Annotated in this window: 12 protein-coding genes and 1 pseudogene; 7 read left to right on the top strand and 6 right to left on the bottom strand. The window is 70.3% G+C overall.

All coding sequences use genetic code 11. The annotated features are described in order from the left end of the window. Positions 1–199 precede the first annotated feature (199 nt). The gene (locus tag ACWDAK_RS20525) at positions 200–2,884 is read left to right on the top strand and encodes a ligand-binding sensor domain-containing protein (protein ID WP_344639525.1); all 2,685 of its coding nucleotides are present in this window, start codon (positions 200–202) and stop codon (positions 2,882–2,884) included. A 226-nt stretch (positions 2,885–3,110) separates the two neighbouring features. Next, the gene (locus ACWDAK_RS20520) at positions 3,111–3,668 is read left to right on the top strand and encodes a hypothetical protein (RefSeq protein ID WP_427394491.1); all 558 of its coding nucleotides are present in this window, start codon (positions 3,111–3,113) and stop codon (positions 3,666–3,668) included. A gap of 334 nt (positions 3,669–4,002) precedes the next feature. On the opposite strand, the gene ACWDAK_RS20515 is transcribed toward ACWDAK_RS20520, so the two are convergent. Then, a complete protein-coding gene (locus ACWDAK_RS20515; protein WP_427394490.1) occupies positions 4,003–4,524 on the bottom strand; it encodes an AAA domain-containing protein in 522 nt (173 codons plus the stop codon). 160 nt (positions 4,525–4,684) lie between these two features. Then, positions 4,685–4,870, bottom strand: a complete 186-nt coding sequence (locus tag ACWDAK_RS20510) for a hypothetical protein (RefSeq protein WP_427394489.1) — start codon at positions 4,868–4,870, stop codon at positions 4,685–4,687. A gap of 762 nt (positions 4,871–5,632) precedes the next feature. Here ACWDAK_RS20510 and ACWDAK_RS20505 point away from each other — a divergent pair. After that, positions 5,633–6,433: a glycerophosphodiester phosphodiesterase gene (locus tag ACWDAK_RS20505; protein ID WP_344639521.1), complete on the top strand. Its 801-nt coding sequence runs from the start codon at positions 5,633–5,635 to the stop codon at positions 6,431–6,433. After that, entirely contained in the window at positions 6,433–7,812 is a 1,380-nt protein-coding gene (locus ACWDAK_RS20500; protein WP_344639520.1) for an MFS transporter, read from the top strand. Before ACWDAK_RS20505 ends, ACWDAK_RS20500 begins: the two co-directional genes overlap by 1 nt. Before the next feature lie 459 nt (positions 7,813–8,271). On the opposite strand, the gene ACWDAK_RS20495 is transcribed toward ACWDAK_RS20500, so the two are convergent. Further along, complete coding sequence (locus ACWDAK_RS20495; protein WP_344639519.1) at positions 8,272–9,237, bottom strand: antibiotic biosynthesis monooxygenase; 966 nt, start codon at positions 9,235–9,237, stop codon at positions 8,272–8,274. An 80-nt stretch (positions 9,238–9,317) separates the two neighbouring features. On the opposite strand from ACWDAK_RS20495, the gene ACWDAK_RS20490 reads away from it, so the two are divergent. Together ACWDAK_RS20490 and ACWDAK_RS20485 are read left to right on the top strand one after the other, a co-directional pair. After that, positions 9,318–9,887, top strand: coding sequence for a nucleoside deaminase (locus tag ACWDAK_RS20490; protein ID WP_427394488.1), 570 nt, complete (start codon positions 9,318–9,320; stop codon positions 9,885–9,887). A 218-nt stretch (positions 9,888–10,105) separates the two neighbouring features. Next, complete coding sequence (locus tag ACWDAK_RS20485; RefSeq protein WP_427394487.1) at positions 10,106–11,488, top strand: FAD-binding oxidoreductase; 1,383 nt, start codon at positions 10,106–10,108, stop codon at positions 11,486–11,488. Between the two features lie 82 nt (positions 11,489–11,570). Here the strand turns inward: ACWDAK_RS20485 and ACWDAK_RS20480 are convergent, their stop codons facing one another. From ACWDAK_RS20480 to ACWDAK_RS20470, 3 genes are all read right to left on the bottom strand, one after another. Next, entirely contained in the window at positions 11,571–12,074 is a 504-nt protein-coding gene (locus ACWDAK_RS20480) for a nucleoside deaminase (protein WP_427394486.1), read from the bottom strand. Between the two features lie 82 nt (positions 12,075–12,156). Further along, a complete protein-coding gene (cynS, locus tag ACWDAK_RS20475; protein WP_344639515.1) occupies positions 12,157–12,627 on the bottom strand; it encodes a cyanase in 471 nt (156 codons plus the stop codon). A gap of 108 nt (positions 12,628–12,735) precedes the next feature. Next, complete coding sequence (locus tag ACWDAK_RS20470) at positions 12,736–13,329, bottom strand: carbonic anhydrase (RefSeq protein ID WP_344639514.1); 594 nt, start codon at positions 13,327–13,329, stop codon at positions 12,736–12,738. A 298-nt stretch (positions 13,330–13,627) separates the two neighbouring features. Here ACWDAK_RS20470 and ACWDAK_RS20465 point away from each other — a divergent pair. Further along, positions 13,628–14,286 (top strand): annotated as a pseudogene (locus ACWDAK_RS20465) (histidine kinase); the annotation flags it as partial.

Here is a 14,286-nt window from a genome sequence, read left to right as displayed (position 1 = left end):
ACACCGGTGCTGTCCAGGCATCTCGACGGCCGCCGGACAGATCATGTCCGGTTTATATCAAGTCAGTTACCGAGCAAGGCTTTTAGCCATTCGTTACGTACTTCCCCTTCACTTCGCACGGCCCGAACCGGAAAGCTTCCGACTGCTCACCGAGGCGCGCGAAACCCGCGTCCGGCTACCCGGGGAGGAACACCGCACCGTGTCCAACAGGCATCGCCGACGGCTGCTGATCAGCGCCGTCACGCTCACCGCGCTCGGGCTCACCGCCAACCAGGCCCTCGCAGCGCCCGCACCCAAGCCCCGTCCCTGGCAGGCCCGCCACCTTGCGGACGTCGCCCGCCAGCACGCCGCCAAGACCGGATCGCCCGGCCACCTCAGCTCCATGCTCACCGCCAAGGACGGCGGCGATGACGGCGGCGCCGACGAGGCCTTCAACTCGATGGAATCCACGGCGCAGTTCACCGAGGCTCGTACCGCGCCCGGTGTGGTCGCGCCCGGCGCGTACGGCGCCGCGTGGGCGCAGCTGCAGTCGATGGCCCACACCCCGGGCAGCTGGAGCCAGGTCACCAACAAGCCGTACAACTCTGACGATCCGCGTTACCGCGACGTCAACTCCAATTCCAGCGGCGGCGCGGGCGATGTCACCGGTCGCATCACCGGCATCGCGGCTGACGACGAGGGCTACGTCTACGCCGGCGGCGCCAACGGTGGCGTCTTCCGCTCCCGCACCGGTGGCGGTCACTGGCAGGCCATCTCCGACAAACTGCCCTCGCTGTCCACCGGCGCGCTGAGCCTCGACGGCGCCGGGCGGCTCTGGTACGCCACCGGCGAGTCCAACACCGGCGCCACCTCCTTCGTCGGCACCGGCGTGTACGTCCTCGCCGATCCGAAGCACGGCGAGTTCGAGCCGCGTATGCGGGTCGGCGGCGCCGAGCTGGAGTCCACCACGATCCACGCCCTGCGCTTCGGTGGGGACCGGGTGTGGGCGGCGACCAGCCGCGGCGTGTGGAGCCACTCGACGAGTGATCTGTCCGGGCCGTGGACGCTGGAGTTCGCGCCGAACCCGGACTACCTGCCCGGCGGTGCCAAGGCGTCCGACCCGAGCGCGCCGTACAAGAACATCGCCAACGACATCGCGATCGATCCGAGGGACCCGACCAAGGTCGTTCTCGCGGTCGGTTGGCGCGGTGGCGACACCTACAACGGCTTCTACAGCAAGGCCGCCGACGGCACCTGGCAGCGCGTCGCCTCGCTGGGCGACCTGCCGACCGACGCCGCGAACGTCGGCAATGTGACCTTCGCCCGCTCGGCGGACGGCTCGCGCTACTACGCGATCGACCAGTCCCCGGACGTCATGGCACACAACCCGGACACCGGGCTGAAGGGCGTCTACGTCTCCAAGTCCGGCTCACCGTCGGGTCCGTGGACGCTGATCGCGGACAAGGACAAGTTGAGGAACTCCGGCTCCGCGCTCCAGGGCGACGGCTACCAGCCCGGTATCCAGTCCTGGTACAACCAGTTCCTCCAGGTCGACCCGAACAATGCTGACCACGTCTACGCCGGACTCGAGGAGGTCTTCGAGACCAAGAACGGCGGCAGCAGCTGGATCACCCCAGGCCCGTACTGGAACTTCAACTTCCCGTGCTGGAGCATCGACCCGGCCAAGCAGACCGGGGACTGCTCGCCGACCGTCCACTCCGACCAGCACGCCGTCGCCATCGGCAGCTACCACGGCCAGAGTTCGGTCTACGTCGGCAACGACGGCGGCATCTACAGCCGCCCGCTGAACGGTGCGGTGGACTCCGGCGGCCACGCCAAGGACTGGAAGTCCCTCAACGACGGCACCATCAACACCCTCCAGTACTACTCGGTCGGCATCGGCAAGGACCCGTCCGGTCACGGCGTGGCCGTCAGCGGCGGTCTGCAGGACAACGGCGAGTCCATCCTGCGCGCCGGCGACAAGGTGATGGGATCCGACTTCGGCGGCGACGGAGCCGACACCATCGTCGACCCGAACAACGGCTGCAACATCGCCGAGGAGTACGTCTACCTCGACATGTGGGTCACCCAGAACTGCGCCGTCAACAACGGCGCCTGGTCCACCGACCCCACCAAGGCCACCTCCTACGAGGTCGCCCCGCCGGACAAGGCCGCCAGCGCCGCCCGCTTCATCGCGCCGATCACCACGGACGCCAAGAACACCAACACCTGGGTGGCCGGCGGTCAGCACGTCTGGGTGCAGGACAAGGGCTTCGCCATCCGCAGCGGCTCCGAGTGGACCAGTGCCTACGACCTCGGTGTCGGCCACGTGGCCACCGCCGTCGCCGCCTCCGGTGGAACGGTCTACGCCGGTTGGTGCGGCCCCTGCAACAACCAGGGCTTCACCCGCGGCATCGCGGTCGGCAACGCCGACGGCACCGGCTGGCACCAGCTCAACCTGCCCGTCGACGGCACCCTGCCCAACCGGTACGTGTCCAGCTTCGCGGTCGACGCGGCCAACGCCCAGCACGTCTTCGTCGCCTTCAGCGGCTTCTCCCGGTCCTGGACCGAGGGCCCCGGCGCGGGCATCGGTCACCTCTTCGAGAGCCACGACGGCGGCGCAACCTGGGCCGACGTCTCGGCCAACCTCCCCGACGTACCCGCCGACTCCATCCGCCTGCTGCCGAACGGCGGCCTGGCGCTCGGCACCGACCTGGCCGCGTTCTACCGCGCACCCGGTGACACCAACTTCAAGGTGCTGGGCCGCAACCTGCCCACCACCACCGTCATGCAACTGAAGACCGGCCCCGACGGCAAGCTCTACGCCGCCACTCACGGCCGCGGCATCTGGTCCATCGACCTGGCCCGCCTCGGCCGCGACCACCGGGACGAGCAGGACGACTGAGTCCCGACCGTCACCGACCAGTGCCCGGCTCGACGACCGATCGAGCCGGGCACCCGCACATCCGGGCAACCGGCGGGAACCGAACCAGCCCTGTTACCGTCCAGCATCCGGCTGGTCGGGCCGACCGTCCGTGGCGGTCAGGTCGGCTGTGCGATGCGGCAGTGCGTCAGTTGTAGATCATTCCAGACGTAGGCTCTTAGCTGAGCACAGGGCAAGAGAGGAAGACATGGGCCAGAAGATCATCAGGTTCTCGGACCTGACCGGCAAGCACGCGGAGAATGACGGCGACCTGGTGCGCATCGTGGTCCGTCAGCACCCTGACCTGGAAGACGACCCGGTCGAGATCGAGGCGCTTGCCGGCGAGTTGACCGCGGTGAAGCAGCTGGCACTCGACGTGGTGACGATCGAGCTGCACCACCCGGACGCGGACCAGCCGGAGACAGTCGTCATGGAGGCCGAGGCGTTCAACCGGCTGGCCTCGGCAGCCCCGATGGCCGAGGTGCTGCGTGGCGCCAAGCGGGTCACTCGGTCCATCCCGAGTCAGGCCGTGGCGCCGGCCGGTGCCAGGGAGCGGGTCAACTACGCGAGCCTGGAGCACGCGGGCAAGCCGCACAAGGGCCGCACCACGGATGCCGAGAAGCAGCTCGTCCAGCAGCACCTGGAGGAGATCAACGAGCGGCTGGCCGACGAGGGCATCCGGACGATAGACCTGGGCAACGCGGAGCACGTGGCCCGGTACGGTCTGGAGGCTCTGGCGCAGGAGCGCGGCGCCACGATCGCCTGATCGAGCCCCGGCAGCGGGCCGACACGACGCCGGATGTACCGGCCAGCAGTCATGGCCATCCCCGTCACACCGGCGCTGCCGCCGGGACGACCGGGTGCAGGTACAGGTCGCCGGCGACCGCGCACACCACGGCGAGGCGAGCGTCCTCACCCGGGGCTGCGCGAGGTCGTCGGCGTGCCATCCGGGCGGGAGTCCGGGCAGGCCGCCGAGGGCGTCGATGTCTGGGTGTTCCAGCGGCAGGGCCTCGCGGCCCGAACCCAAGGTCATCGCGCCGCTGCACACCGCTTCGAAGGCGGGGCTGACGATGCTGACCACCCAGTACGCCAAGACTCTTTCAGACCGTTGACAGCCCGTTGCCGGGAGGCCAGGAGCCACGGTCGCGGAGGTGGTCGAACTCTTCGACCTCGGCGGCGAGGACGTCGAAGTGGGGGAGCGGGGCCCAGAGGCTGCGCTCGCCGATGACGTAGAGGCGGCGCTTGGCGCGGCTGGCGGCGACGTTGAGCAGGTGCGGGGTGCGGGCGGCCCAGCCGCGGGCACCGGGGCGCCCGCCGCCGAGGACGAGGATGACGACGTCGGCTTCCTTGCCCTGGGCCTTGTGGACGGTGGCGCAGCGTTCGTCGAGGAGGGCGGGCGTCCAGCCGTCGCGTTCGCGGCAGGCCTTCTTGCACTCGGTGACGGGGGCGCGGAAGGGGGCGATGATGCGCAGGCGTTCGAGGTCGATGCCGTGTTGGGCGAGGCGGCCGAGGACGAAGGTGAAGGCGCGGCGGTCGCGTTCGCCCCAGGGGGCGTCGGGCGGGCGGTTGGGGTCGTCGGTGTTGAGGGCCCGGGTCGAACAGGCGCCCCGCCGCCCAGCCACACGCGGAGACCACCGACGTGTCCTCGACCGGGCGCCCCCGGTCGTCCAGGACGAGCGCGAACATCGCGCTTTGCCCCGCCAGCACCAACTCCTCCTGCGGCACCCCCGGATCCGGTTCCGTGTCCTCGGGCAGCACCGCGATCATCGCCTGGCGCAACAACTACAGGTCGAACACTCCGCCGTACACCTCATGGCGCCACATCTTCCCGTACGGCGCCCGGTGAGCTGCCGTCAGCGGATTGTCCTGCGCCCACGGCAGCGGCGGCGGTGCCTGGCCTGCCGCAGGCGTCAGGTCCACGACGTACTCGTCCGCCGTGCCGGGCCGGGCGCGGCGTCGACGAGGCACCGCTGGGATGGTCGGAGGGCTGAACAGCTCGATGGCCCGCCAGCACTCCAGCAGAGCCTCCCGGCGCCGGCCCTGCCCATGTCCGGTCCGCACCCACTGCCCCCGTGTCGCGCGGCACGCGGCCGCTTCGTGTGCCGATCAGCTGCCCGCCGAATCTACCGGACCACAACGGCACAAGCCGAGTGCCCAACTCACATCCCTCGCCGCCCGCCGAAGCAGCCAGCCAACCACGGCGTCCAGCCAGTTGGGGACCCGATGTCAGTGCGGTGCGTCAGCCGCGACCGATTCAACATACCGTCAGGGAAGGCGCCGTGTCGCCGCAGCGGCGACCAGGCGGCCACCAGCCGGACCTGCTCCCCATCATCGCGGGCACCGACGGCGCGCCGCACAACGTGTACGTGGAGGGCCCGATCGGTAGGACGCGACCTGCCGCCCGCGGAGGTCCTGGCGGCGGTGGCCTCCCGCGCCACCCGCACACCGCTGGTCGACGCACCGTCACCGACCGTACCGAGCCCGGTCCGCACGCCGACCTGGTCGCCGCCGCCGACGACCCGCTGCAAGGCGCCCCCGCCCTGCCGAGCTGCGTCTCGTGCTCTCTCGCGGCAGGAGGTCGCTCCACGGCCCGGCCGGCGCACCGGGCGTTACCGCTTGACAGGGTGCGTAATACTGTAACGCGCACGATCCGAGACGCCGTCGGAGCGGGCAGCGCCGCCTGGTCTCGCAGGCCCGGCGGGTTCCTCTCCCCGCAACTCGGAGCACGACATGCACCCCTTCCTCGACCACCCGGGGCCGCTCGCCTTCGCGCACCGGGGCGGTCACCTCGGCCATCCCGAGAACTCGCTCGCAGCCTTCGAGGCTGCCGTCGCCCTCGGGTACCGCTACCTCGAGACGGACGTGCACGCCACCCGCGACGGTGTGCTCGTGGCCTTCCACGACTCCCGCCTCGACCGGGTCACGGACCGCACCGGGGCGGTGGCCGAACTGCCCTGGGACACCGTCAGGCAGGCCCGGATCGGTGGCACCGAGCCCGTGCCGCTGCTGGAGGACCTGCTCGGCGCGTTCCCCGGGGCCCGCTTCAACGTCGACGTCAAGGCGGCGCCGGCCGTCGGGCCGCTGGTCGAGGCGATCCGCCGGACCAACGCCTGGGACCGGGTCTGCGTCGGCGGCTTCTCCGACAGCCGCCTCGCCGCCGTCCGCGCCGCCGCCGGCCCCCGGCTGGCCACCTCGCTCGGCCCGCGCGAGGTGGCCCGGCTGCGGCTGCTCTCGCTGGCCGGGCCGCTGCTGCGGGGGCGCCGGGCGCCATTCGCCGGAGTGTGCGCGCAGGTGCCGGAGCGGCACCGGGGCGTGCGGGTCGTCGACCGGGCCTTCGTCCGCGCCGCCCACCGCCTCGGCCTGCAGGTGCACGTCTGGACTGTGGACGATCCCACACGGATCAGGGCTCTCCTCGACCTCGGTGTGGATGGCATCATGGCCGATCGCATCGACGTCCTGCGGGATGTCCTCGGCGAGCACGGCTGCTGGACCGACGGCAGCGCCGGCTCCAGCTCAGCGATAGGAGCCTGATGAACACCACGGCCCACCTGCCGGACCACCTGGCGGCCGCCACCGACGACCGCACCCTGCGCAGGATGCAGTTCGGCTGGTACATCAACGACTGGGCCAACGCCGCGTTCTCGGCCACCGTCCTGACGGTGTTCCTCGGGCCGTACCTGACCTCCGTCGCCAAGAACGCCGCCGACGCGGCCGGCGACGTGCACCCGCTCGGCCTCTCGATCCGCGCGGGGTCGTTCTTCCCGTACACGGTCTCGTTCTCCGTGCTGGTATCGGTTGCGGTGATGCTGCTGACCGGTACGGTCGCGGACCGCACCGGGCGGCACAAGGAGCTGATGTGCGGCTTCGCCTACGTCGGTGCGATCGCCACGATGGGGATGTTCTTCCTCGGCGGCGACCGCTACCTGCTCGGCGGCGCGCTGCTGGTGGTCGCCAACATCGCGTACGCGGTGTCGGTCGCGCTCTCCTACGCCTACCTTCCGGGCCTGGCCGCCCCCGACGAGCGCGACGCGGTCTCCTCCAAGGGCTGGGCCTACGGCTACGCGGGCGGCGGACTGCTGCTGATCGCCAACCTGGCGCTGTTCGAGGGCCACGACGCGCTCGGCCTGTCCTCCGGCACCGCCGTGCGGATCTGCCTGGCCTCGGCCGGCCTGTGGTGGGCGCTGTTCACGATCGTCCCGATGCTGCGGCTGCCCTCCCGGGCCGGTCTGGCCCCCGACCGTGCCATAGCCGTGCCCGACCGGCCCGCCGCCGGCAGTCTGCGCGAACTCGCCCGCACCCTGCGCGGCATGCGCGAGTACCCGCTCACGCTGCTCTACCTGGGCGCCTTCCTCTGCTACAACGACGGCATCCAGACCGTCGTCTCCCAGGCCTCGCTCTACGGTAGCGAGGAGCTCGGCATGGACCAGACCACGCTGGTCGCCGCCGTGCTCCTGGTCCAGATCGTGGCGATCGCCGGCGCACTGCTCCTCGGGCGGATCGCCCGCCGGTACGGCGCCAAGCGGACTGTCCTCGGTTCCCTGGTCGGCTGGGTGGTCACCCTCGCCCTCGGGTACCTCATGCCCGACCACCAGCCCGCCTGGTTCTTCGCCCTGGCCTGCATGATCGGCCTGGTGCTCGGCGGCAGCCAGGCGCTCTCCCGCTCGCTGTTCTCGCACCTCATCCCGGCCGGCCGGGAGGCCGAGTACTTCAGCGTCTACAAGATCAGCGACCGCGGCACCAGCTGGATGGGCCCGCTGGTCTTCGGCCTCGCGTACCAGATCACCGGCAGCTACCGTTCGGCGATCATCTCCCTGCTGGTGTTCTTCGTGATCGGCTTCGCCGTGCTGGCGAAGGTCCCCGTCCGCCGCGCCATCGAGGCCGTCGGCAACCCCGTTCCCGAGCGGCTGTGACGGTCCGGCCCGCGGCGGCAAGCGCCTGACCGGACGGTCGTAGGGGTGCTGCCGGGTCCGGGAGAGCAGCGACGTCCGTCCGGTTGCCGCGTGCGCCTTGCAGTAGGACGAAGGCGCACGGAGTCTCCCCGGACAGGAGCCCCGGACTCGGCCGACCTTCGGCGTGCACCACTGCACCGTGCCCGCCTGCATCAACTGGTCGGGCTGCGCCGTCTTCCCCCGGACCGTGACCCCCGACGGTCACTCTCGTGACCAGTACTTCCCCGGCACGCCGTAGCACCCACCATGCCGCTGACGCCATGCTGCTGGCCTGTCAGATCGGCGCGTGCGAGTGTCAGGTGACGGCGTCGGGAGCGGCCGCGGTGGCGCGCACCAAAGCCCCGCCCGGCCCTGCTCCGGGTACCGGCTGCTCCATGACGCCGACTCCGCCCGCGCGTTTGAAGACGAACGCCCTCCTGGTCAGCCGACCGTCCAACCGAAGAGCGCCAATAGCGCCGCGTAGCCGAATGCGACCGCCAGGACGCCCAGCAGGTGAGTGCGTCCCGGGGCCGTCGGTCCGGGGACCAGCCAGAACCGCAGGATCCGGTTGATCAGCGGCATCACCGCCCAGGTGAGGATGCTGACGCTCAGCACGTTGCTGATGAACAGCGCCAGGTAGCCCGGGACGTTGGCGGCCTGCAGCGCCCTGCCGACCGTCAGGTTGAGCACCATGACGGTCGGATAGAGCCCCAGGACCACGCACATGGCCTGCTTCCAGTTGGGCGGGATGTCGATCGTTGCGGTAGTGCGACCGAAGTGGAACCATCCGCTGAACGCTGAAGCGATCTGCCGTACGTCGAAGGAGGCGTAGGCGTCGCGGCCCTCATCGAGGAGCCTTCTCCTCGCGGCGGACGTGAGCCAGTTCTCCAGGTGTTCCTGGGTGTCGAAGCGCACGACTGATACCCAGTTCTCCTGGACTCCCGGCACCGGTCGGAAGAGTTCGCCCCCCATGTAGCCGGGGGACTTCTCCTGCACCTTCTGCAGCTTCGCCTGCCAGTGCACGAACTGCGGCTCGCGGCCGGGGGTGACGCGATGGGAGATCACGGCCGTCACGGCCTCTTGTGCCGGTGGCTCGCCGGCCAGCACCTCCTGGGTCAGCGGACCCTCGAACAGGGGGCGCCCCTCCTCCAGCATCCGCCTGCGCTCGGGGGAATCGAGCCAGGCCGTGAGCTGGTCGAGGCGCCCGAAACGGAAGACGACCACCCATTCGCCCTCCGCGCTCTCCCCGGGCGGATAGACCTCCGTGCCGCCGAAACCCTCGAAGCCTCGCGCCAGCGCGGTCATCCGGTCCTGCCAGTGCTGGTAGTCGACCTCGCAGCCCTTGCGCACCTTCTGCGAGAGGACCACGGTGGCGCTGTCGTCCCGTCGGCTTGCAGAAGCATTCACCCGGACTACGCTAGCCAAAAGGAATCAATCGGGTAAAACATGACACTCACCCACGCGCTGGGCCAATGGGAGGTCATGCCATGGACAACCACAAGGCCTTCCTGGAGGAAGCCGTACGGCTGGCCATCGAATCCGTCGAGAACGGCTGGGGTGGCCCCTTCGGCGCCGTCCTCACCCGGGACGGGGAGATCATCGCGCGTGGCCAGAACCGGGTCCTGCTCACCGGGGACCCCACCGCGCACGCCGAGGTGGAGACCATCCGAAAGGCCAGCCAGATCCTCAACCCGGAGTCGCCCTCAATTCCCGAGGACCATCAGGACGAGTCGACCCTCGAGTACATCCCCCGACCGGAAGGATCCACCGACCCCGTGCCGGAGCGCGCCCGGATGCTCAAGGGGTGCTCCATCTACATCAGCGGCGCACCGTGCCCCATGTGCATGAGCGCCATCTACTGGGCACGGATCGATCACGTCTACTTCTGCCGCGACCTGGAGGACACCCGGAAGATCGGGTTCGATGACCTCTTCCAGTACGAGGACTTCCAGAAGCCCTACGAGCAGCGACGGATCCACATCGAGCAGCTCCACCCCGAGCTCGGGGTGCCCGCCTACCAGGCGTGGACGGACAAGCCGGACCACCATCCGTACTAGCCCTGGCCCGGCTTCGGCCGGCTCGCTGACTCGAAGTCAGCTGGCGTGACGGGCAAGCCTGCATCGGCGGGGCTTTGCCAGATCCGGACGCCGCCGGGCCGGGCCCGGCGGGTTCAGTGGTCGTGGCTGCCGCGCGTCCTCCCACCCGCTGCAGCGCGCCCGGCACGGGATCGTGGAGGGGCGGAGGATACCGGCGCCAGGCCCACCAGGAGGTCGGCATGAGTGAGCACGGCGAGTCCTCAGGCATCGAGGGCGTGCTCGTCCGCCGGGGCGACGCGGGCTACGAGACCACCTGGGCGAGCGAACTGTGGAACGACCTCAAACCGGAGCGGTACCCGGACGTGATCGTCCGGGCCGCCAGCGAGCGGGACGTTCCACAAGCCCTCAAGCTGGCCCGGTCCCGCGGTCTGCGGGTCGCGGTTCGCGCCGGCGGACACAACTGGTGGGGCTCACCCCTGCGGGACGGCGGCATGCTCCTCGACCTCTCCGGACTCCGCCGGTGGGAGATCGATGACAACTCGGCTACGGCGACCGTGCAGCCCGGTGCCGTCGGCAGTGAGTTCGCCGCGGAGCTCGCCCGGCGCGATCTCGCCTTCCCGGCAGGGCACTGTCCCTCCGTCGCCCTGGGCGGCTACCTGCTCAGCGGCGGCCTCGGCTGGAACTCCGGTCTGTGGGGACCGGGCTGCGCGAGCGTCCAGGAGATCACGGCGGTGACGGCCGCCGGTGAGGCGGTCAGATGCACCGAGGACGAGCATCCGGGCCTGTTCTGGGCTGCGCGGGGCGCGGGGCCCGGCTTCTTCGCCGTCGTCACCGGCTTCCGCCTCCGCCTGTACCCGCGCCCGGCGGCACTCGCCACCACCTCGTACGTCTTCCCGCTGGCGGCAGTCGAACCCGTGGCCCGCTGGGCCGTCGAGACGGCGCGTGAACTGTCGGCGAACGTCGAACTGTCCTTCCTCCTGGCCGCCGCGGACCCGTCCCTGACGGTGGATCGGCCGCATGCCAAGGTGGTCACCGTCGCCGCCACCGCATTCGCAACCTCGCGCCCCGAGGCCGTCCGCGCCCTCCGGCCGTTGCACAGCTGCCCGCTCGCCGAGCGCCCGCTGTCCCGGCAGCTCGACGAGCCGACATCCCTTGCCGCTCTCTACGATGCCGCCAGAGAGCTGTGGCCCGAGCGGCGCCGGTACGCCGCTGACACTCTGTGGTCGCAGGAGGACTACGCTTCGCTGCTCGCGAAGTTGGGCGACGCGCTCACCACTGCCCCCTCCGCGAAGTCCATCGTCCTGGCGCCCGTCTCACCGGTCTCGCAGGAGGACGAGCTGCTACGGAACATGGCCTTCTCCGTGCTCGGCGAGAGCTACGTCGTGCCCTACGCGATCTGGGACGACCCGGCGCGTGATGACGTCAACATCGCCTGGCTGCGCGAAGCGATGCACACCCTCCAGCCGCTCGGAACCGGGCACTACATCGCGGAAGCGGACCTGACCGCCGACCCTTCTCGCGCCCAGCGGTCGTTCACGGCGCCCGATTGGGAACGTCTGCGATCGCTGCGAGCCGAGTACGACCCGCAGGGCCTCTTCTTCTCCTATCCGGACGGCTCGTAGAACAGGTCGCGGCCGTGGGTGCGGGTGGCGAGGAGCCGGCCGGCTTCGAGTCGGATCCATGCCACCTTGTCGATCACCACGCTCATCGGGCGGCGGTGGGGGTTGTGGCCACGCGGCGCTCGCCGCCGTTGCGCTGTTGCCAGAACCGGTAGACCTCCACCGCGTCCTCGCGCGGCTCGTAGCGCATCGGCAGGCGGCGCTCGTCCCAGTTCTTGGCGAACTCCTCGTAGAAGGTGCCCAGTTCGAAGTACCTGCGGTCGTCGACGTAGTGGGGCTCGTAGGCGTCGCGGGTGGTGAGGAAGACGACCTCGTCCGGTGAGCAGTAGTACAGCGAGCCCAGGCACATCGGGCAGGGGTGGGCCAGGACGTAGATGGTGGTGCCGGTCAGGTGCTCGGTGCCCAGCTTCACGCAGGCTTCGCGGATGGCGAGGATCTCCGCGTGCGCGGTGGGGTCGTTGGTCTGGGCGACCCTGTTCGGGCTCTCGGCCAGGATCTCGCCGTCCTTGACGATTACGGTCGCGAACGGGCGGCCGCCCTCGGCGACGTTCTGGCGGGCGAGGTCGATGGTGCGCTGGATGAAGTCCATGGTGGTCTCCTCGGAGGGATGGGGAGGGGGTGAGGCTGTGGTGGGGCGAGCCGACTGCGGCCCGCCCCACCGGGGGCGCGGGTCAGAAGGGCTTGGTCGGCAGGTACTTGCCGTCCAGGGTGATGACGGCGCGCTCGCCGCCCTCGGGGTCGGCGACCTTCTTCACGTCGAGCTTGAAGTTGATCGCCGAGATGATGCCGTCTCCGAACCGCTCGTGGACCAGGGCCTTGAGGGTGGTGCCGTAGACCTGGAGCATCTCGTAGAAGCGGTAGATGGTCGGGTCGGTGGGGATGCCGCCGGGGGTCGAGCCCCGGGTGGGGACGGTCTGCAGCAGCATCACCGCGTCCTCGTCCAGGCCCAGCAGCTCGGCGACCGCCTTCGTGGAGCTCTCCGGTAGAGGGTGCTGTCCGAGGACGGCGGCGGTGGTGAAGGCGACCGACAGACCGGCGGCGTCGGCGATCTGCTGCCAGGAGAGGTTCTTGCGCATCTTGGCCTCGACGGCGGCGGCGGCCAGCGCCTGGCGGGCGGAGGAGTCGAACTGGGCGTGCACCATGGGGGATTCCTTTCACTGTGTGCCCCTTCGCGGATCGTGCGCGAAGCGGGCGGGTTCAGGGGTGGTGGTCCCGGGTCGCGCCGGCAGGGCCGACTCGGGAAGCTGAGGTCAGGCCGCGAGTGGGGCGGTGGAGCCGGTGGTCTGGAGTTCCTCGATTCGCCCGGTGGCGATGTCGAAGACCCAGCCGCGCAGCGTGACCTTCCGCTCGGCCAGGGCGCGGGCGACCGACGGGTGGGTGGCCAGGTTCGCGAGCTGGGCCAGCACGTTCTGCCGCACCAGGGCCGGCACGTCCCCGGCGGTGGCGGTACGGGCCAGGGAGGCGTCGGCGAGGCGCAGCCAGTCGGCGACCGCCGGAGCGTCACTCAGGTCGTGACCGTGGGCGAGGGCGGTCATCGCGCCGCAGGCGGAGTGCCCGCAGACGACGATGTCCGTCACGCCGAGTGCGGCGACGGCGTACTCGATGCTCGCCGCGACACCGTCGGCACCGGGGGTGTAGGCGGGGACGAGGTTGCCGGCGGTGCGGATGACGAACAGGTCGCCGGGCTCGCACCCGGTGATCAGCTCGGGGACGACGCGGGCGTCGGAGCAGCCGATGAAGAGCGTGTGGGGCGTGTGGTGGGCGGCCAGATGGGCGAAGAGCTCCTTCTTGGCCGGGAAGACGTCCTGTCGGAAACGCGCGACGCCCTTGGCGAGGTCATGCATGGGGTCACTCTCTTTCGTGGCGGCCCGATCTGTGGGGCCTGGCGAGATTCACCTTGCATGACCTCGATCTATAGTGTCCAAGACATACTGGCCATGGATGCTATTGGTTTCATCTATAGTTCTTTTTGCGGCGGGTCGTCCGCGACGGCGCCCTCACTGCGGTCACGAGTTGCAGGGCGCCAGCCTGCCTGGCGGTCTGTTCGGCCCTCCGCCGGCTTCGAGCATGCACATCTCCGGGCGGGGTGGCAGCGTGGAGGAGTCACGACCCGGATGCGCGGGGACGGGCTGGATGTACGGAGTGGGCGGCCATGCCCTTACGGGCACAGAACTGAGCGGACCGGGGAAACACCGGCCCACTGGGGGTGGACTGCGCTCGCGGCTGAGGGTGCGCAGTGTCGCCGGGCAGGTGTTCCTGTGGCTGCTGGTCGTCGTGGTGCTGCTGGTAGCCGCGGCGTTGACGGCACTCCTCCTGCAGGCTCGGAGCTCCGCCACGAGTGATGCCGAGCACCGCACACGCGCCGCGGCCATTACCTTGGCGCAGACCCCCACGGTGGTGACCGCTCTGGACAGTGCCCATCCGACCGCGGTGCTGCAGCCGCTGGCCCTGGACATCATGAAGAATGGCAGCTTCGACTACGTCGTGATCGCCAGCCCCGAGGGGATCCGCTACACGTCCGACAACCCCGCGCTGATCGGGAAGCACCTCATCGGCCCGTACCAGCCGGCCCTCAAGGGGCCGATCACCATCAGCTTCACCGCGCCTATCGGACAGGTCGTGGAAAGCAGTGCGCCGGTCACCAGGCCGGACGGTTCGGTCGCCGGCCTGGTCCAGGTCGGCTACACCGTCGCGCACACGGCCAGTGCGGTGAGCCGGCAGCTGCCGGTTCTGCTGGGTGGCGCGGCGGCCGCGCTCGCCGTGGGCACGGGTGGGGCGGCGCTGGTGCGGCGGCGGCTGCG

The sequence above is a fragment of the Kitasatospora sp. NPDC001175 genome (genome assembly GCF_053598215.1).
This window is presented reverse-complemented; position numbering and strand designations above follow the sequence as displayed.